The organism is Planifilum fimeticola (genome assembly GCF_003001905.1).
In the GTDB taxonomy this organism is placed as follows: Bacteria; Bacillota; Bacilli; order Thermoactinomycetales; family DSM-44946; genus Planifilum; species Planifilum fimeticola.
Genome location: NZ_PVNE01000009.1, coordinates 73,729 through 93,361, shown reverse-complemented (window position 1 = coordinate 93,361; position 19,633 = coordinate 73,729). Strand labels below are relative to the sequence as shown.

The following is a 19,633-nucleotide window of genomic DNA, read 5'->3' as shown; positions in this document are numbered from 1 at the left end:
TATCAGCTTCCATGCCTGCTATCCCTTGTCTGTTCCATAACCCGCAAGCCCACTCGCTGACGAAAGGCATTCCCGAGGAAAAAAAGAGGAAAACGAGAGGAAAACGCGGCGGATCCTTCAGACCGCCGCCGTCAGGCAGCTTCATCCCTTGAAAAAGGAAATGACCAATTCGACCTTCCCCGTGATCCCTTCTTCATTTGTGCGGATGTCGCCAATGCCACCCCGGGCATCCGGGGGAGTGCTTCGTCAAGATGAAGGTATAATAAAAAAATGCCCTTTATTCTCGGCTTCGCGGGCAGAGAAAGGGAATAGCATTCGATCTGTGGAATGGTTTTTTCAAAGATGGTTCGCTTGAGTCCCCCGGAAATTCCTTGCAGGATGTGATGGTGATGGCGACAATCCTGATCGTTGAAGATGATGCGAAGATCAGCCAATTGTTGAAGGACCACATTGAAAAATACGGGCACAAGGCAGTCATCGCCACGGACTTTTCACAAGTGCTGGAGCAATTTAAACAGGTTGCCCCGGATCTGGTGTTGATGGACGTCAATCTGCCCAAATACGACGGTTTCTATTGGTGTCGACAAATCCGCTCGGTATCCACCTGCCCCATTCTGTTCATATCGGCCCGGGATGGAAAGATGGATCAGGTGATGGCTCTTGAAAACGGTGCGGATGATTACATCACGAAACCCTTTCACTATGAAGTGGTGATGGCCAAAATCAGGAGCAGCCTGCGCCGGGCGTATGGAGCCTATGCAAAACAGGTTGAGCGTGTGGTGAAAGTGGATGACCTCGCCTTGTATCCCGAGCGGTTGGAATTGGGCTTTAAGGAAAAGAAAGTGGCGTTGACTCATAAAGAAACCATCTTGCTTGAGACCTTGATGGAGAATCCCATGCGGGTTGTGAGCCGCGATCGGCTGTTGGAAAAGTTGTGGAGCGATCAACATTTTATCGATGACAACACGTTGAACGTATATGTGACCCGGGTTCGAAAAAAACTGGGCGAACTGGGGATCCCTTGCGCGATTGAAACAGTAAGGGGCGTGGGTTACATGTTGAAGTGTGTATGGAGGGAAAACACATGAACCTGTTCTGGAGGGAACAAACGCCCTTATTCATTTTTTATCTGATCCAATTGAGTCTGTTTCCCCTCATCTATTGGCTGGAGGGCTACAAAGAATGGTCGGCCCCGCTGTATTCCGCGTTTCTGAGTTTTTTTCTGCTGGTTTGTTATCTGGTATATCGCTATGCCAGTCATCGCTCCTTTTACCGCTGCCTGACACGCGACGCCGATTCCCTGGAGAGCACGCTGCAAAAAACCGGAAACGCTCCGCTCCCCAAAGCCTTTGACCAGTACGTGGAGAAGCAATTTCAGCTATACAACAGGGAAATCATCCAATATAAAAATCGAATCGAAGACCACATCAACTTTATCACGCAATGGGTCCATCAGATGAAGACGCCGATCTCCGTCATTCATTTGACGGTTCAGGGGGAAGAAAACCCCAAATTCCGCAGCATCCAGGACGAACTGGACCGTTTGCGCAAAGGGTTGGAGATGGTGTTGTATGCTTCCCGCCTGAACCGGTTTGAACAGGATTTTCTCGTGGAGCCGATCAAACTGGCTCAACTCGTGCAACAGGCCATTTCGGAAAACCGCCGCCCCTTTATCGGCAACCAGGTGTATCCCGAATTGCTCGTTCCGGAAAACCTGTTCGTTTATTCCGATGAAAAATGGCTATTGTTTGTTCTTAATCAACTGATTACCAATGCCGTCCGTTATTCCGCCGGAAAAGGGAAAAAAATTGCGTTCTATGCGGATCGTCAAGGTGAAAAGGCCTTCCTGGAGGTGCGAGACGAGGGAATCGGAATTCCCAAACAGGATTTGCATCGTGTATTCGAACCTTATTTTACGGGGCAACGGGGAAGGGAATTCCGGGAATCAACGGGAATGGGGCTGTACCTCGTACGCAAGATATGCGATCAGCTGGGGCATCAGGTGGAGTTGGAATCAGAAGAAGGCGTCGGAACGACCGTACGCATTTTTTTTCGCCAATCCCCTTCGCATCTTACTCCATCGTAAGGCTTGTACCATGCATCTCGAGAAGCCGTACTTCCCGAGCGCGCGGCTCTTTTGCGCTTTCACGCAAAAGGGCCTGTTTATTTTTTCTACTCCATCTTTCCCTTACAAAAATGTAAGGATCCCTTAATCTCAATCGATGGCAACAAATCCGGATCCCGGATAAGAATAAAGGTGGTCGGGGGAAGCACGTTACAAAACGGGAAGGAGAGAATGATCCGATGCTGAAGGTGAAACAATTGAGCAAGATTTACCCGGGGAAAGTGCCGACGCGCGCCTTGTCCAATATCAATCTGACGATCGAAAAAGGAGAATTTGTGGGGATCATGGGACCTTCCGGGAGCGGGAAAACCACGCTTCTCAACATGGTGTCGACGATCGACACGCCCAGTTCGGGGGAAGTTTTGATCAACGGCCAAAACCCGCACCGCATGAAAAAAAATCAGTTGGCGCGTTTCCGGCGCCGCCACCTGGGGTTTGTCTTTCAGGATTTCAATCTCTTGGACACGCTGACGATCGGGGAGAATATCGTGCTGCCTCTCACCCTCGATCGAAAGAGCGTCAAGGAAATGGAACGGAAGCTGATGGAAACGGCCGGGAAGCTGGGGATCGAGGACATCCTGAACAAGCGAACCTATGAGGTGTCCGGCGGGCAGCGCCAGCGAGCGGCGATCGCGCGGGCCATCATCCACTCGCCGTCTCTGCTTTTGGCCGATGAACCGACCGGCTCCCTCGATTCAAAATCTTCCCGGACCGTCATGGAGACCTTTGAAAAAATCAATAAAACCGATGGTACGACCACGATGTTGGTCACCCATGACCCGCTGGCCGCCAGTTACTGTGACCGGGTGCTCTTTATCAAGGACGGGGAGTTGTACAACGAAATCCGCCGCGGCGAAAACCGGCAATTGTTCTTCCAAAAGATCATAGACATGCTGTCGTTCTTGGGAGGGAACGCCCATGACCTTTCTTCAGTTCGCTTTTAACAATGTTTATCGGAATTCCCGCGCCTATGTCGCTTACTTTTTGAGCAGTTCCTTCGCCGTAATGATTTTTTTCACCTATCTGGTATTTATCTTCCACCCGGATATTGTCAACAGCGAAATGGGCGCGCTGACGAAGGCGGCGATGACCGCTGCCTCTTATATCACCTTTGTGTTTTCATTCCTGTTTGTATTGTATTCGATCGGCGCTTTTTTAAAGGTGCGAATGAAGGAATTCGGCATTTTGACGGTTCTGGGGGCCGCCGGCAGGCAATTGAACCGCCTGATTTTTCTTGAAAACATGATCATCGGAACCGCTGCGGTTGTGGCTGGAATCGTCGGAGGTCTCGTCTTTTCCAAGCTGTTTCTCATGCTGGGAACCCAAGCGTTGGAAATGAAGGAGCTGTCCATGTATTTCCCGGGAAAGGCTTTGGGCATCACCCTTTTATCCTTTTTCGCCCTGTTTCTGGCAATCTCCCTGATGACCTCCGTCATGGTCCGGCAAAGCAAGGCGCTGGAGATGTTGCAAGGCACTAGCAGGCCGAAAAAGGAACCCAAGGCTTCCGTCTGGCTGGCGCTTTTGTCCGTTGCGGCTTATGCCGGCGGCTTCTACATGCTCCGGAAGGGAGTGGGTCCCGATGAAGCCAATCTGCTTGTCACCCTGCTGTTGGACATGATTGGAACCTATTTCTTCTACACCCAGATCAGCGTTTTTGTCACCCGCTTTTTGAAGAGGAAGCGTTCCTTTTCCTGGCGGGGGTTGAATCTGTTATGGGTGTCGGAGCTGACCTACAAGATCAAGGATTATGCGCGCATGTTCTTCATGATTACCATCGTGACGGCCATCACCTGCACGGCAGCCGGCGCCGTGCTGGCCTTGAACAAGCAGATGGAAACCGTGTACAAAGAAGACCCCTTCGCCTTCAGTTTCTATCCGCTGGCGGATGCGACGGGCGAAAGAGAGATGGCCCGGCTTGAACAGGAATTGAAGCAGGCGGGGATCCATTTTGAAAAGGTGGGATTTAAGCAGATCCACGTCGAAATCAACGAGTCCGACAGTCCGATGATCCTGATCAGGCAGTCCGATTATGAACGATTGCCGCGATCCCTTTCATTGCCGCAGGTGACCCTGCAACCGGGAGAGGTTTTGTTGATCCATTCAACGCTGGCGAAGCACAAATTGCCGGACCTCACCGCGTTGACCCTGAAGGAACCGGAGGGCATGGCATTCACCAAGAAAGATGAAACGACAAAAACGCTCTTTGGCAGTCAACATGCGGCGGTGGTGACCGACGCGGATTTTAGGCTGGTCATGCAGAAATTGCCGCCGGTTAAAACGGAACAGTATTACGGGTATCTCGTTCCGGAATGGTCCAACCGCACCGTTCCCGCGAAGGATTCCGCCGAAGTCCGGTTGGGAACGAAGTTGGACGGGATGAACAAGGATCGGCTCCGGGAAGGAAAAGCGGATGGTGTCGTCGTATCCCGCGCCAGCAACTTTGTGAATCTGAAACAGGTAACCCGCATCATGATCTTCGTGGGTCTGTTCATTGCGGCCATCTTTTCCGTGTTCACAGCCAGCTTCCTCTACTTCAAACTGTTTAATGACTTGCAGCAGGATCAGCGCCATTACCACAGCCTGTCGAAAATCGGTCTGAGTGAAAAGGAGATGAAACGGAGCGCAACCATCCAAATTGCCCTCCTCTTTTACATCCCCTTGATCTTTGCTGCACTTCAGACGCTGGTGGGGCTCTGGGGGCTCGCATCGCTGTTCTACTTCCCGACCAACATGATCATGGTCGGATTTACGGCGATCGGAGCGTATCTGATCCTTTACACCATCTACTTTGTGATGGTCCGTTCCCGCTTCCTGTCGCAACTGAAACGGGTGATGGTGTAAATCTGAAGCGACCGCCGGTAACCGGTGGAGCCGCCTGACCGCAAAGGGCCCGAATGTCCGGCCGTCCTGACGGCAGGCGGCTTAAGCCGTTGATCCGCCACCTCTCCCCTCGACATCGTCTGCTCCGAACTTGAAAAAACCCCCTCCGGCTGAGGAGGGCCGATCCGCCGCCTCGGATGCTTTCAACAACCGCTCCGACCGCGACTCCTCCATTCTCCAACGGCCGGTTCGGGCACCGACAACCCCCTTCACCGGACAAATAAAATCCAGTATTCCAATTTTTTTGTCACTGGTGTATATTGAGAATTGGGAGATCCCTTGTTTTTTTGTTTCCCTTGTTTATTCGAAAAGCTTACAAACCAACTCGATAGTGAGGATGAAGTCATGCGCCATCGAAACGCAAAGACCTCTCCCCATCAGCCGCAGGTATTGAAGCAGTTGAACAAACGGCTGATTCTTCAAACCATCCGCCGCAGGCAACCGGTATCCCGCGCGGAAATCGCCGAGGAAACGACGATCAGCCGAACTACGGTCTCCCAGCTGACCGACGAACTCCTCCGGGAAGGATGGATCCGGGAAGTGGGACAAGGGGTTTCCGGAGCCAAAGGAGGGCGGAAGCCGATCACCCTTTCGATCAACGATGATGCGGCTTGGGTGGTGGGCGTGGACATCGGAGGATGCGGGACCACGATCGCTCTCTGCAACCTGGCCGGTCAAATCAAGCAAAAGCGGACATTTCCCAGCCCCCGCACCTCCATGTTGGACACCCTCAGCGAGCAGTTACAACGCTTTCTTTCGCAGGTGGATCCGGAAATCCGCATCATCGGATTGGGGATCGGGGCGCCGGGAATCACCCGCTCCTCCGACGGGGTGGTACTGTCCGCCCCGGCCCTGGGTTGGACGGATGTTCCCTTGAAACGGTTGCTTGAAGAACGCCTCGGCCTTCCGGTCTACGTCGACAACGACGTCAATGTGGCGGCTCTGGGAGAGTGTTGGAAAGGAGCGGGTAAGGACAAGCAAAACGTGATCATGATCACTGTCGGCACCGGGATCGGATGCGGCCTGGTCCTGGACGGAGCCCTGTACCGGGGATCCGGATGGGCCGCCGGCGAGATCGGATCGATGGTGACCGATGCCGATGCCGTCGACCAATGGACCGATCCCGTCTTCGCCGGATTCGGTTTCCTGGAGAGCAAGGCGGGAGGCCCCGGCATCGTCCGTCAGATCCTCGGGCGAATGGAGAAAACCGATTCGTCCTCTCCCCTTCGCAGGGATGCCGACCGTCTGACGGCCAAGGAGGTATTCGATGCGGCCCGAAAGGGAGAGCCGCTGGCAAAATCGGTCGTCTCTCAATCCATCCGCCATTTGGCCGCGGGGATCATCAACGCCGTCGTCCTGTTTGATCCGGAAGTGGTCATCCTGGGCGGCGGATTGATGGGATCCGCCGATCTGATGCTGCCGAAGATCCGGGAGGCGGTCAAACGCCTCTCGCCGACTCAACCGGAAATCCGAAAAGCCCAGCTCGGAAGCGACGCCGGTGTGATCGGCGGAGCCGCCCTGGTCCTCAAGGAATGCAGCGAGCCGATCGGCGGCGTCCTTTAACTCAAAGATCAAAACCAAAAGGAGGGCATCACCCATGCGCGTGAACAAAGGATGGCTGCTGGGTCTGATCCTGGTTCTCACCGGATCGATGCTGTCCGGCTGCCTGGCGGGCGAGGAAAATTCCACCTCCGACCAGGGCCTGGAAGAAAAGGTGGTCGTCTATTCCCCCCACGGCAAGGACATCCTGAGCGAATTTGAAAAGCAATTTGAGAAAAAGTACCCGGGCGTCGACGTCCAGTGGCTGGATATCGGCTCCCAGGAGATCCTGGACCGGATCCGTTCGGAAAAGGCCAATCCCCAGGCGGACGTCTGGTGGGGCGCCCCGTCGGTGATGTTTGAACAGGCGCGAACCGAGGGACTGCTGGAACCCTATGAGCCCAGCTACAAGGACTCCCTTCCCGAGGAGTTCCGGGCGGAGGATTTCTCCTGGACCGGCACCAGCCAGACCCCGGAGGTGATCATGTACAACAGCAAGCTCCTCTCCAAAGAGGAAGCCCCCAAGGATTGGGACGACCTGCTCGACCCCAAATGGAAAGACAAGATCATCATCCGCTACCCCCTCGCCTCCGGAACGATGAGGACGATCTACTCGGCGATGATCTACCGCACCTACAAGGACACCCGGGATCCGAAAGAGGGATATGAGTGGCTGAGGAAACTGGACGCCAACACCAAGGAGTACTCGGCCAATCCGGAGATCATGTACAGCAAGGTGGCAAAAGGGGAAGGATTGCTCACCGTCTGGAACATGCCGGACACGGTCATGTTGAAGGAAACCAAGGGCTATCCCTTTGATTTCGTCATTCCGGAAAGCGGAACCCCCGTGCTGACCGAGGGCATCGCCCTGGTCAAAGGAAGCAAGCACCCGAAGGCGGCCCAGGCCTTCTATGAGTTTGTCAACTCGACGGAAGCGATGAAGCTGCTCGCCGAAAAGTATTACCGGATCCCGACGCGGACCGACGTCACCGATCTCCCCGACTGGATTACCGAAACCGAAATCAAAACCATGGAGATCGACTGGAAATTGCTCGAAGAGAAGTCCGACGAATGGATGAAATACTGGGATGAAAACATCAAAAACCGGGCGAAGGAAACAACGGAATGAGGCGAGGGAAGCAAAGCCCCCGGAAAAGCCTCTGAAATCGCCTCCGCAACAAACGCCAAAGAAGCATTCCAACAGTTGGAGTGATCCGTTTTGAGTCGAGTGGAATTAAAGCAAGTGGTCAAGCGGTTCGGTGACGTGACGGCCGTCAAGCGGCTGAACCTGTCGATCTGCGAGGGGGAATTCTTCACCCTGCTGGGTCCCAGCGGTTGCGGAAAAACCACCATTCTCCGGATGATCGCCGGGTTTTACCAGCCGTCGGAGGGCCAAATCTTCTTCGACGGCAACGATGTCACGCACCTTCCCCCGCACCGGCGGGACACGGGCATGGTTTTTCAAAATTATGCCCTTTTCCCCCATATGACCGTGATGGAAAACGTCGCCTTCGGCCTACAGGTCCGCAAACGCCCCCGGGAGGAGATCAAGCGGCGCGTCGAAGAGGCCCTGGCCCAGGTGAGGCTGGCGGGCTACGGGGAACGGCGGATCAGCCAGCTGAGCGGCGGACAACAGCAACGGGTCGCCCTGGCGCGCTCCCTGGTCATCCGGCCGCGGATTCTTCTTCTGGACGAGCCCCTGAGCAATCTGGACGCCCGCCTGCGGGACGAGATGCGAACGGAAATCATCAAACTTCAACGGTCCCTGGGCATCACCACGGTGTACGTCACCCACGATCAGACCGAAGCCCTGTCGATGAGCGACCGGATTGCCGTCTTCAACCAGGGAGTGTGCCAGCAGGTGGGCACGCCGATGGAAGTCTACAACACGCCGAACAATTCCTTCGTGGCCACCTTTGTCGGGGAAACCAACCTGCTTCCCTGCACGGTGCGGAGCGTCACTCCGGAGACAGTGACCGTCTCCTGCGGAGAATGGGTCCTCAGCGTCGACAACCGTCCGGAAAACGTCGCTTCCCTCCCTTCCGATCCCGCGGGGAAATCGATCTTCGCCTCCATCCGGCCGGAGGGGATTCGCTTGACCGACGAACCCGCTCCCAATGCGGTAAAGGGAACGGTCACCCTGGTCCAATTCACCGGATCCGCCCTGCAGTGTACGGCCGAATTGGAAGGGGGCATCACCCTGCGGGCGCTCTTCCTCAACCTTCGCCGAGGGATGGAGCGTATCCGCAAGGGGGAGACGCTGTGGTTCGATCTGCCGAAGGAACAAATCCGCCTGGTCCCCCCGGCCGCCGGAGGTGAGACGGATGGCTGACCGCCTGCTGAAGTCCCTGCGATCGGAAAAGGCCTTCACCATCCTTCTCCTGATCCCGATCCTGGCCGTCCTGTTCGCCTATGTCCTCTATCCCAGCTTTCGCACGCTGACGGAAAGCCTGACCGCGGAGGGGCGGTTTTCCCTGGAGCACTACCGGAAGTTTTTCAGCCCGGAGACGCTGACCAACCTGGAGGCTTTGTGGAACAGCCTGTACATCTCGATACTGAGCGTGCTCCTCAGCGGATTGGTCGGTGTTCCGCTGGCCTTCATCTTCAACCGGTACGATTTTCCCGGGCGATCCTTCTTCGCCGCCGCAGCCGTGTTGCCCATCGTCCTCCCGCCCCTGGTCGGGGTGATGTCCTTCCTGTTTCTTTACGGGGAATCGGGGCTGATCACCCGCACGCTGCAATCCCTGCTGGGCCTGGATGAGCCCCCCTTCCGGCTGGGGGGCGTCTCCGGCATCCTGCTGGTGCACACCTACACGATGTACGTCTACTTTTACATGACCGTATCCGCGGCCATCCACCGGATCGATCCGGCGCTGGAAGAAGCGGCGACCAACCTGGGGGCCGGGCGGTGGACGGTTTTCCGCCGCGTCACCCTGCCCCTCCTGACGCCGGCACTGGTGGCGGCATCGCTGCTCGTGTTCATGACCTCGATGGCCTCCTTCAGTGCCCCCTTCCTCCTCGCCGGAGGCTTTCGGGTGCTCAGCCTGCAGATCTACATCTCCAAGCTGAACGGGGATCTGGAGATGGCCGCCACCCAGTCGGTGATTCTATCCATCTTTTCCATCTCCTTTCTCCTTCTGATGCGCTGGTACCAGGGGAGGAGGGACTACGGCATCGCCGGCAAGGGGGTGAGCGCTCACCGGCGGGAAGTGCAGAACCCGTGGATCAAATGGCCCCTCGTCGGTCTGGGAATCCTCGGGGTGATCATTCTGCTCCTCCCCCATATGACGCTGATCGTCCTCTCCTTCGTTCCCGAGGGGGCTTGGACCTGGCAGACATACCCGACCCGGTTCAGTTTGGAAAACTACCTGCTGTTGATGGAGGACCCGAACATCTGGGAACCGGTGAAAAACAGCCTGAACATGGCCGCTTTGGCCACCGCGGGCAATTTTCTCTTCGGAATTCTCGCCTCCTACGTCCTGGTCAAGCGAAAATTCGCCGGAAAAAATCTGCTCGACATCCTGGTCATGCTTCCCTGGGCCCTGCCCGCCACGGTGGTGGCGATGAACATGATCCTGGCCTTCAATCAGCCGACACCCTTTACCTTGGGGAACATCCTGGTGGGAACCTATTGGATTCTCCCGCTGACCTACTTCGTCCGCGACATCCCGTTGGTGGTGCGGTCCACCAACGCCGCCCTGGAACAACTGGACGACAGTCTGGAGGAGGCGGCCCGCAACCTGGGAGCCGGATGGTTCACCGCCTTCCGCCGGGTGGTCCTCCCCCTCATCCTGCCCGGGGCCCTGGCGGGAACCCTGCTCGCCTTCGTGACGGCGGTCGGAGAGTTTGTCTCTTCCGTGCTCCTCTATACCATCGACAACCGGCCGATCTCCATCGAAATCATGAACCAGCTCCGGATGTTCAACCTGGGGCAGGCCGCGGCGTACGCCGTTTATCAAATCGCCCTGATCGGCATCGTGATGTTTATCTCCCAGCGGTTCCTGGGGGTAAAGGCCCATCAAACCCTGTAGATGAAGAAATCTCCGCCCGGAGGAAAAGCAATCCCTCCCAACTTTCGCAGAAAGGAGGATGCCGATGGAGCGTGAAAGGCGGAACCGGGAGGAGTGGCTCCTGTCGGAGGGCACTACCTTTCCCGGAAGAACCTACGTGGAATGCCTGCTGAAACCGCTCTTCAACGACCAGCGGGACACCCTGTTCCACGCCATGATCCAGGTGCACCGCGCCCATGTGCTCATGCTGTACGACCGGCAGATTCTGAAAAGATCGGAGGCCGCCCGCATCCTCCGGGCAGTGGAAGAGGTGGCCCGCACCGATCCGCGCAAGCTACAGTACGACCCCCGCTATGAGGATCTGTTTTTCCTGGTCGAGGGCAAAATCGCCGAACGGATCGGGGAAGAGCTGGCGGGAAACATGCACATCGCCCGCAGCCGGAACGACATGGGCGTGGCCATGTATCGCATCGCCCTCCGGGAGCGGATTCTCTCCCTGATCGACAAAACCCTGTCCCTGCGGGAAGCGCTCCTCGAAACCGGCGGGCAGCACCTGGAGACGGTGATGCCCGCCTACACCCACACCCAACCGGCCCAACCCACCACCCTGGGTCATTATCTCCTGGCAGTGCAGGATGGATTGGCCCGGGATACGTCGCGGCTCAAAAACGCTTTTCACCAGGTCAACAGGAGCCCCCTCGGTTCGGCGGCCATCACCACCACCGGCTTCGACATCTGCCGCGACGCGGTGAAGGACGCACTGGGATTTGACGATCTGGTGGAAAACTCCTACGACGCGATCGCCGGAGCCGATTACCTGGGGGAAACCGCCACCGCAGTGGCACTTATGATGACCAACCTCGGGCGCTGGATCCAGGATCTCCTCCTCTTCTGCACGCGGGAATTCCAGGCGGTCCGGGTCGCCGATCCCTATGTGCAGATCAGCAGCATCATGCCGCAAAAGCGGAATCCCGTTTCCGTGGAACATTCCCGTTCCCTGGCGAGCAGCGCCGCAGCCGACGCCTTGGCGGTCTTGACGATGATCCACAACACCCCCTTCGGCGATGTCGTCGACACGGAGGACGATCTCCAGCCCCATCTGTATCGGGCCATCGACAAGAGTCAGCGCGTTCTCGGTCTGATGACGGCGGTGATTCGCACCCTGGAGGTCAACCGGGAGCTCCTCGGGCGACGGGCCCGGGAAGGGGCCATCACCATCACGGAGTGGGCGGACACCATGGTACGGGAAAAGGGAATCCCCCTCCGGACGGCCCATCGCATCGCTGCCCGGATCTCCCGGAGCGCCTGGCGGGAAAACCGGGAGCTGGACGAGCTGACGCCGGAACAGGTCCGAAAGGAAGCCCTGGAGGCGGCGGGCGTCGATCTGCGACTCACCGAAGAAGAACTGGCCCGCCTTTCGGATCCCCTTCATTTCATACGGGTGCGGAAGTGCCGGGGAGGCCCTCACCCCGCGGAAACGCGCCGGATGCTGGAAGCGAGGAACGAGCAGTTGACCCGGGAACAGCGATGGCTGAAGGATACCCTGAACCGGCTGAACCAGGCCCAAGCCCAAGTGATGCGCAGAGTCGGGGAATTGACGGGAAAAAGCTAAGGGACCGTAACACGGGGGAGCATCCACCCGCCAAAGCGTCGAAGCGGTAGATCGAGAACAAGCCTTGGTCATGAAACGACCAAGGCTTGTTCTCTTGGACGAAATAAAAGATCCCATCGGATTCCAGAGAGAGCGTATGCCCCCTTGCCGCGGGGGCGAATCGGAAGGGAACAATCCCCTTCAGCCATCCGACAAGGAATTCATCACCGAAATTCAATGGTGAGAGCGAATTGCGCCGGTTTTTCCGTCCAAGTTTCTTCAAATATCATCGGCCCTGGCCATCGTTCATTTGATGGATCCGGGCCGGCCCTGCGCATGATGTGGAACAGCCTCTATGCATCAATCGGAATCGTATTCGGAAGAATCCTGTTTTCTCCCCTCCTTGTGTCCGCTACGCAAAGCGAAGAAGCCGCCTCTTTTACGGTCCGCTCGTTTGCATCCCCCTTCACCTTCCTGTCAACAGGTAGCTGTACGGGAGCCGGCGGAGCAGAACTGACGCCCCGAAGGAAAGTCCGATCACACAGACGAGCATAAAGGCGAATTCCGCCCAGGAGGCAGGTGAAAAGAAACCGGGCGTGAACTTGCTGAGCAGATTGAGTACAAAGGGATGGATCAAATAGAGGCCGAAAGAATGGCGACCGAGCAGTGCGATCCAGGAATTGGGCCACCTTTCCGCCAAATGAAACCACAGCAGCAGGGAGGCGACGGAATAGGCGATCACGGAAACCTGGAAAAAACCCGTCTGTTTTCGAAGAAACGCGTCCAACAGCACGAGCAGGCCCGTCGCGCAGAAAAAGATCAGGACAGCCGCCAAGGGAACCCTTTGAAGCCATCTCCGGAGGGACCCAATATGAAGGCCCATCCATCCTCCCAGGCAAAAGTAAAAGAACCAGACGGGAAAGAACCGGATCGTGTTTTCCGAGTAGGGCAGCACCCACGGCAGTTGGGCCTTTATCTCCCACCAGGTGGTGCTGACGGCCGTCAGGCTGATCAAAAAGGAGAAGGAAACGACCGTGAGACCCCCAAACCGGCGGAAGGCCCGGATCAACAGCGGAAGAAGGAGATAAAACTGGACCATCACCACGATAAAATAGAGGTGATAGTACACTCCTCCCGTAAACAGGGCCAAAAAGGCCTCGCCCGCCGTGCCCGGACCGGTTTCCGGGTGGGCCAGCCTCCCGTAAATCCAGTAAAAGAGGGACCACACCAAATACGGCACGAGAATGTACAACATCCTCCGGCGATAAAAACGCCTGGCCGGAAAGGATTCTTCCTCAAAATACCGGTAAAAGAGAAACAAACCGGACAGCATGAAAAATACGGGAACGCAGAACCGCCCCAGCTGATTCATCGCAAAAAACAGCCCGCCTTCCGTCAGCGGTTGGGTGGTGCGCAGGCTGTACGCGGTCACGTGAATCAAAATCACGCCGAAGATGGCGACACCTTTGATGAAGTCCCCTTCTTCGATCTTTCCTCGCATCGATCCCCTCTCCCACAAATAAAAAAGGGCATCAAGCCCCGAAAAGGATCCCTTTTATCATTGAGAACGAAATTCAAAATTTCATGGTTTCAAAAAGGAATATGAAAAATCAGGAAAACGCCTCCCCGCTTCGGTCACCCCGCCTCTCTCTCCTGGACGCGATGCAGTTCTTTCTCCAGTTTTCCCGTCAGCATCAGCCAAAACATGTGAAAATCGGCCCGGAGAGACCAGAGGGGATGCCCGAAGGTGGCCGGCTTGTTCCCTTCGATGAAAAAATGGCTGAACCAGGCCAAGCCGTAACCCAGGACCGGAGCCGCCAGGAGAAACCAGCCGTTCATCAAGAGGACCGACAAAATCAGACAGAGAATCACACAAGCCGTGCCGGCGAAATGCCAGGCGCGCGTCGACGGTTTGCTGTGCTGCGACAGATAAAAGGGCCAAAATTCGCCATACGTGCGGAAATCCATCAAACCCCCCCGATCAAATCAGTTTGTCTCCCGCGTGACGTTGCGATAGCGCTCCTTTTTCGGGATTTCGCCACCGTTGGCGCGTGGATCGGGCGTTCAGCGGCCAACCTCCCCCTTTCACCCTCATTTTTTACCGGCTTCCTAAAAAAAGAATATGATTAATCTATAAAATATTCAACGTTATTTGTGATTTCACATCGGATTTCGTACCCACAAGCGTCATTTTCACCCATTGTATTATTACATATGGAAGAAGGAATTTCCCGACTTCGCGAAGAAGTCGATATACGACACTTCCTTTACCCCCTTTGTGTCCTCTTGACGGAATCCGACCGATTCCGACGTTTTTCGAGATCCTTTCCCGTTCACCTTTTTCCGTGAGAGATTTTGCGGGAACTGTCCCTTTTTAGGAAGCGGCTTTCCTGAAGGACACACCATCTTTCACGAAAGGAGTGAAACGTTGGCGGAAGGAAACTTCCTCACCCTGTTCGGCGTACCCTTGGCAATCATCGTTCTGGCCGTCATCTCCTATTTCCTCGTCGGAAAGGAGGACACGGAAGACGAATCCTACGACGAGAAGGAGCTGTCGTAGTTGCTTAATAGGGGGTTCGCCACGGACCCCGAAAAGAAAGGCGACGGGACCGTTTCCCGCCCGCTTGCCGGATCACCGAAGGCATCCGGGCATGGAAAGACGGTCCCGTCCGTTTGTTGCAAAAATCGCCCAAAGAATCGAGCCGCCCCAACTTGACGCAGCGGGGCCGCTCGCGAGATGCCTCCCCCTCTCACACCGCCTCGACCACCATGGCGATTCCCTGACCGCCGCCGATGCAGAGGGATGCCAGGCCGTATTTTTTGTTCCGCCGCTTCAGCTCGTGCAGGAGGGTGAGCAAGATGCGGGCACCGCTGGCGCCGACGGGATGGCCGAGGGCGATCGCCCCGCCGTTCACATTGAGGAACTCGCGGTCCAAATCCAGCTCCTTCTCCACCGCCAATACCTGTGCGGCAAAAGCTTCGTTGATCTCCACCAGATCGATTCGGGACAGGGAGAGGTCCGAACGCTTCAGCGCCAGCCGGGAAGCCGGAACCGGACCGATGCCCATGATCGCCGGATCGACGCCGGCCACGCCCCATCCGACCACCCTTCCCATCGGCTTCAGCCCGTGCCGGTTGACCGCCTTGTCCGATGCGATCACCAGACAGGCCGCCCCGTCGTTGATTCCGCTGGCATTTCCCGCCGTGACGGTTCCGTCCGGTTGAAAGGCCGGTTTTAAGCCGGCTAGCTTCTCCAGGGTGGTCTGGGGGCGGATGTGTTCATCGGCATCCACCTGAACCGGCCCCTTTTTCTCCTTTTTCACAACCGGAACGATTTCTTCCGCCAGCTTGCCGCTCTCCGCCGCCTCCGCCGCCCGCCTCTGGCTGGTCAAGGCGAACCGGTCCTGATCCTCCCGGGTGATTCCGTATTTTTCAGCCAGGTTTTCCGCGGTGATTCCCATACCGAGTCCGCAGTAACGGTCGGTGAGGGTTTCGGTCAGGGTGTCGGCCAGAGCTCCGTCCCCCATCCGCATTCCCCACCGGGCTCCCCGCACCGCGTAAGGCGCCTGGCTCATATTTTCCGCACCGCCGACGAGGCCGATCTCCGACTCTCCCAGCAGAATCGACTGGACGCCGGACACCACCGCCTGCAATCCCGATCCGCACAGCCGGTTGACCGTCAGGGCGGGGGTCTCGATGGGAACCCCGGCTCTGAGCGCCACATGGCGGGCCAGATAAGGCGCCCCATTGTGGCTTTGGATCACGTTGCCCATCACCACGTTGTCCACCTGTTCCGGTTCCACTCCCGCCTTTTCCAGCGCTCCTTTGGCGGCGGTCACTCCCAACTCCTCGGCGCTCACATCCACAAAACTGCCCCCGAAGGAACCGAAGGGCGTCCGGGCGCCGGCGACGATCCACACATCAGCCATCAGTCCACCTCCCAAATCATCCGTTCGAGCTCACCAGGCCGTCATCCCGCCGTCCACCACCAACACCTGTCCGGTAACGTAGGCGGCGGCGGGAGAGGCCAGAAAGAGGACCGCCCCCTTGAGATCATCGGGGCCGCCGAACCGGCCCAGGGGGATGTGGGAGAGGATCTTCTCCCCAAACCGCTCCAGCAGGGCGCGGGACATCTTCGTGGGAAACCATCCGGGGGCGATGGCATTCACGTTGATCCCATGGCGGGCCCATTGGACGGCCAGATCCCGGGTCATGTTGATCACCGCCCCTTTGCTGGCGTTATAACCGACGGTCTGCATGTAATCGGGATGGCCCCCGAGCAGACCGGCCACAGAAGCGATGTTGATGATCCGTCCGCCCTTTCCTCTTTCGATCATCTCCTTTCCCGCCGCCTGAGACATGAGGAAGGTCCCCTTCACATTGACGTCCATCACCCGCTCAAACTTGTCCAGAGGCATCTCCTCGGGCGGCGCCCCCCAGGTGGCCCCGCTGTTGTTGATGACGATATCGACTCCGCCGAAATTTTCCTTGGCTGCGGCCACCACCCGCTCCACATCCTCCGGCCGGGTGACGTCACAGGAAAGGGCCAGGGCCTCTCCTCCCTTTTGTTCGATCGATTCCTTCACCTGGCGGCAGGCTTCCACCTTGCGGGAACAGATCACCACGCGGGCACCGGCGTCCGCCAGGGCTTCCGCCATGTACTGACCCAGACCGCGGCCGCCCCCGGTGACGATGGCCGTCTTTCCATCCAGGCGAAACAGATCGAGTGCGCTCATCAACCGCTCCTCCCCTCCGGGCCGAAACCTATTTCCGCTTTTTCTCCAGGTAATCGATGATGCCCAAGGCGGAGACGAAGAGATCCATTTTCAACTGCCGGTACACGGGGTGGTCTTCCGGGACCTTCCGCTCCCTCAGGTGTTCCCGTACTTGTCCCATCAGGCGCTCCTCAACCTCGGAGGGACCCCCGCCATCGGCAAATACCGACTCTCCGGCCCGGACAAACCGGTCCAGCCAGCCGAGCACTTCATCATAGATGTCCTCCGGCTGCTCTTCCATGCCGAAGTGACCGAAGAAGATGCGTTCCGCTTTCATCTTCCGGAACCGCTCGATCGAACGGCGCATGGCCTCCGGATCAAACTGGTTGGGCGACGTGACGGGCAGATGGAGAACAAAACCGCAATCCTCCAGCTCATGGTAGCGAATGCCCGCGGTGTCGCCGGTGAACAGCCCTCTGCTCACCGGATCATAGATACTGAAATGGTGGGCCGCATGCCCCGGCGAATCCATGAAGGTGAGGGTGCACTCCGGTCCGATCTTCAGCGTATCCCCTTCGCCTTTCACGATCAGTCGGTCTTCGGGAACGGGGACAACCGGATCAAACAGCGCATCAAACTGGTCTTGATAGATGGCCCTCGCCCCCGCGACGAGCCGCGACGGATCCGCCAGATGGCGGGCTCCCCGGGGATGTACCACCACTCGGGCATGGGGGCAGCTCTCAAGCAGAAGCCCCGCCCCGCCGGCGTGATCCAGATGAATATGGGTGACGATCACATACCGGACATCGGCGGGATCCAGGCCCAATTCCTCCAACCCCTTCAGAATGCGCGGCACGGAGGGGCTCGGACCGGTATCCACCAGCGTCAGCGCCTCCTCCCGGAGGACGTACGTCCCCGTCCTCCCCGGAACCCCCAGGTCAAAACCGTCAATCATCGCCATTCGATGTCCCAACTCCACAGGCGGCCGCGTTTCCATCTTTCCAACTCCTTCAATTATGGGATTCTTTCTTCGACAAAACCGATGACCGAAAAGCGTTCCCGCAGCGCGCCATCGGCGGCGAACTTGAAAAATCAATCCCGATAGACGAGAAACTCCACCTTGCCGGAAGCCACCGTCTCCCCCTTCTGATTGCGGGTGAACACGTCAAAGGAATACAGATCGCCCTGCTCGGCGGATTCCACGCCGAGCACCTTTCCCCCGACCGTCAGGACGTCGCCGACAAGCACCATGCCGGTGAAACGGGTTTGAAATCCCTTGATGAATCCGTGCTCCAAATAGGGGGAAAACAGGCGGCCCATCACCGCCATCGTCAACATGCCGTGGGCGATCACCCCGGAAAGCCCCGCCCGGGCCGCCTCCTCGTCGATGGTGTGGATCGGGTTGAAGTCGCCGGAGGCGCCGGCATATTTGATCAGATCCAGTCTCGTCACCGGCGGAAGGGTGATGGAGGGAAGCTCATCGCCGGGTTTCCAGGAAATCGGCGCTTTGGTCGTCATCCTTTCCACTCCTTCATAACCGTTTCGGTGACGATGATCACGTCCTTCGTCGTGAAGAGGGTCCGCCCCCCGCTGTCCTGGCCCACCCGGGAAAACACCAGAAAGACGAGCTTTCCCCGGCTTCCCGTTTTTTCGTACATATCCTGAAACACCCGGCAGCAGGTGATTTCCTCCCCGACGAACAGCGGACGGACGTAGTCGAAGCGCTGTTCGCCGTGGATCAAACCGCTGTCCGGAAGGCGAAGCCCCTCGATGGTTCCGTAGTCGAAGGTTTGCGGAAAGGTGGGGGGCGCGATCAATCGCCCGTAACGGCTTTTTTTGGCGGCTTCCTCATCCAGGTACAGGGGATTCGGATCCCCGATCGCCTCCGCGAACTTGCGAACGGCTCCCCGTTCCACCCAATTGACGACCGGACGGGAGCGACTGCCAACCAGGGATTGCCACATGAAAACCCCTCCCCATCCTCAGGCTTTGGGACCGCCGGCCACGTAGAGCACCTGGCCGTTGACGAAGGATGCCTCTTCCGACGCGAAGAACAAAAGCGCCGCCGCGATATCCTCCGGTTGACCGATCCGACCGACCGGAATCTGCTTCGTGACCTCCTTGACAAACTGATCGAAGTCCACGCCGATCCGCGCCGCCGTGGCCCGGGTCATCTCCGTCTCGATAAATCCGGGGGCGACGGCGTTCACCGTGATCCCGAATTTGCCCAGCTCGATCGCCAGGGTCTTGGTGAAGCCCTGAAGTCCCGCCTTGGCCGCCGAATAGTTGGCCTGTCCCCGGTTTCCGAGGGCCGACGTGGAAGAGATGTTGATGATCCGGCCGTAATTTTGCTCCACCATCACCTTCTGGGCCGCCCGGCTGCAATAGAAGGCGCCCTTCAGGTGGACATCCATCACCGTCTGCCAATCTTCATCGGTCATCTTGAACAGCAGATTGTCCCGGATCACCCCGGCATTGTTCACCAGGATGTCAAGCCGACCGTAGCGCCGGACGGTCTCCTCCACCGCGGATTCCACCTGGGCGCGATCCGTCACGTCGACGCGAAGGCCGAACACCTCCAACCCCTCGCCCCGCAGGGATTCCTCCGCACGGCGGATCCCCTCCTCATCGATGTCGGCCATGCACACCCGCGCCCCTTCCCGGGCAAACCGGCGAGCCGCCGCGAAGCCGATTCCCCGGCTCGCACCCGTTATCATCGCCACTCGATTTTCCAGACGTCCCATCGCGCTCCCTCCTCAAAGACGGAAAATGC

General features: G+C 57.6%; 18 protein-coding genes. 10 read left to right on the top strand and 8 right to left on the bottom strand.

Translation table 11 applies throughout. From position 1 onward, the window contains the following. Positions 1-389 precede the first annotated feature (389 nt). The 9 genes from CLV97_RS07490 to argH all read left to right on the top strand — a co-directional run bounded on the left by CLV97_RS07490 (position 390) and on the right by argH (position 12,166). On the top strand, positions 390-1,088 hold the full coding sequence (locus tag CLV97_RS07490) for a response regulator transcription factor (protein ID WP_106344905.1): 699 nt from the start codon (positions 390-392) through the stop codon (positions 1,086-1,088). Continuing rightward, positions 1,085-2,086, top strand: a complete 1,002-nt coding sequence (locus tag CLV97_RS07485; RefSeq protein ID WP_106344904.1) for a sensor histidine kinase — start codon at positions 1,085-1,087, stop codon at positions 2,084-2,086. The genes CLV97_RS07490 and CLV97_RS07485 overlap by 4 nt, the downstream gene beginning before the upstream one ends. 218 nt (positions 2,087-2,304) lie before the next feature. Then, the gene (locus CLV97_RS07480; RefSeq protein ID WP_106344903.1) at positions 2,305-3,069 is read left to right on the top strand and encodes an ABC transporter ATP-binding protein; all 765 of its coding nucleotides are present in this window, start codon (positions 2,305-2,307) and stop codon (positions 3,067-3,069) included. Beyond that, positions 3,044-4,966 (top strand): ABC transporter permease, encoded by a 1,923-nt coding sequence (locus tag CLV97_RS07475; protein ID WP_106344902.1) that lies wholly within the window; start codon positions 3,044-3,046, stop codon positions 4,964-4,966. Before CLV97_RS07480 ends, CLV97_RS07475 begins: the two co-directional genes overlap by 26 nt. Before the next feature lie 384 nt (positions 4,967-5,350). Then, entirely contained in the window at positions 5,351-6,568 is a 1,218-nt protein-coding gene (locus CLV97_RS07470; protein ID WP_106344901.1) for an ROK family transcriptional regulator, read from the top strand. 34 nt (positions 6,569-6,602) lie between these two features. Further along, entirely contained in the window at positions 6,603-7,673 is a 1,071-nt protein-coding gene (locus CLV97_RS07465) for an extracellular solute-binding protein (protein ID WP_106344900.1), read from the top strand. Between the two features lie 90 nt (positions 7,674-7,763). After that, positions 7,764-8,876 carry an ABC transporter ATP-binding protein gene (locus CLV97_RS07460; protein ID WP_106344899.1) on the top strand — a complete coding sequence of 371 codons (1,113 nt, stop codon included), beginning with the start codon at positions 7,764-7,766 and terminating at the stop codon, positions 8,874-8,876. After that, positions 8,869-10,575 (top strand): ABC transporter permease, encoded by a 1,707-nt coding sequence (locus CLV97_RS07455; protein WP_106344898.1) that lies wholly within the window; start codon positions 8,869-8,871, stop codon positions 10,573-10,575. The genes CLV97_RS07460 and CLV97_RS07455 overlap by 8 nt, the downstream gene beginning before the upstream one ends. Positions 10,576-10,639: 64 nt before the next feature. Further along, positions 10,640-12,166 (top strand): argininosuccinate lyase, encoded by a 1,527-nt coding sequence (gene argH / locus CLV97_RS07450; RefSeq protein ID WP_245891427.1) that lies wholly within the window; start codon positions 10,640-10,642, stop codon positions 12,164-12,166. 445 nt (positions 12,167-12,611) lie between these two features. On the opposite strand, the gene CLV97_RS07445 is transcribed toward argH, so the two are convergent. Together CLV97_RS07445 and CLV97_RS07440 are read right to left on the bottom strand one after the other, a co-directional pair. Further along, a complete protein-coding gene (locus CLV97_RS07445; RefSeq protein WP_106344896.1) occupies positions 12,612-13,646 on the bottom strand; it encodes an acyltransferase in 1,035 nt (344 codons plus the stop codon). Between the two features lie 134 nt (positions 13,647-13,780). Further along, positions 13,781-14,113 (bottom strand): Mpo1-like protein, encoded by a 333-nt coding sequence (locus tag CLV97_RS07440; protein ID WP_106344895.1) that lies wholly within the window; start codon positions 14,111-14,113, stop codon positions 13,781-13,783. Between the two features lie 460 nt (positions 14,114-14,573). Between CLV97_RS07440 and CLV97_RS18780 the strand changes: the two genes are divergently transcribed. Continuing rightward, positions 14,574-14,705 carry a hypothetical protein gene (locus CLV97_RS18780; RefSeq protein ID WP_281257592.1) on the top strand — a complete coding sequence of 44 codons (132 nt, stop codon included), beginning with the start codon at positions 14,574-14,576 and terminating at the stop codon, positions 14,703-14,705. A 190-nt stretch (positions 14,706-14,895) separates the two neighbouring features. On the opposite strand, the gene CLV97_RS07435 is transcribed toward CLV97_RS18780, so the two are convergent. The 6 genes from CLV97_RS07435 to fabG all read right to left on the bottom strand — a co-directional run bounded on the left by CLV97_RS07435 (position 14,896) and on the right by fabG (position 19,604). Further along, complete coding sequence (locus tag CLV97_RS07435; protein WP_106344894.1) at positions 14,896-16,074, bottom strand: acetyl-CoA C-acetyltransferase; 1,179 nt, start codon at positions 16,072-16,074, stop codon at positions 14,896-14,898. A gap of 30 nt (positions 16,075-16,104) precedes the next feature. Next, positions 16,105-16,881 (bottom strand): SDR family oxidoreductase, encoded by a 777-nt coding sequence (locus CLV97_RS07430; RefSeq protein ID WP_106344893.1) that lies wholly within the window; start codon positions 16,879-16,881, stop codon positions 16,105-16,107. A gap of 28 nt (positions 16,882-16,909) precedes the next feature. Next, the gene (locus tag CLV97_RS07425) at positions 16,910-17,857 is read right to left on the bottom strand and encodes an MBL fold metallo-hydrolase (RefSeq protein WP_106344892.1); all 948 of its coding nucleotides are present in this window, start codon (positions 17,855-17,857) and stop codon (positions 16,910-16,912) included. 95 nt (positions 17,858-17,952) lie between these two features. Continuing rightward, the gene (locus tag CLV97_RS07420) at positions 17,953-18,378 is read right to left on the bottom strand and encodes a MaoC/PaaZ C-terminal domain-containing protein (protein WP_106344891.1); all 426 of its coding nucleotides are present in this window, start codon (positions 18,376-18,378) and stop codon (positions 17,953-17,955) included. Then, positions 18,375-18,824: a MaoC family dehydratase N-terminal domain-containing protein gene (locus CLV97_RS07415; protein ID WP_106344890.1), complete on the bottom strand. Its 450-nt coding sequence runs from the start codon at positions 18,822-18,824 to the stop codon at positions 18,375-18,377. The genes CLV97_RS07420 and CLV97_RS07415 overlap by 4 nt, the downstream gene beginning before the upstream one ends. A gap of 18 nt (positions 18,825-18,842) precedes the next feature. Beyond that, complete coding sequence (fabG, locus tag CLV97_RS07410) at positions 18,843-19,604, bottom strand: 3-oxoacyl-ACP reductase FabG (protein WP_106344889.1); 762 nt, start codon at positions 19,602-19,604, stop codon at positions 18,843-18,845. Positions 19,605-19,633 lie beyond the last annotated feature (29 nt).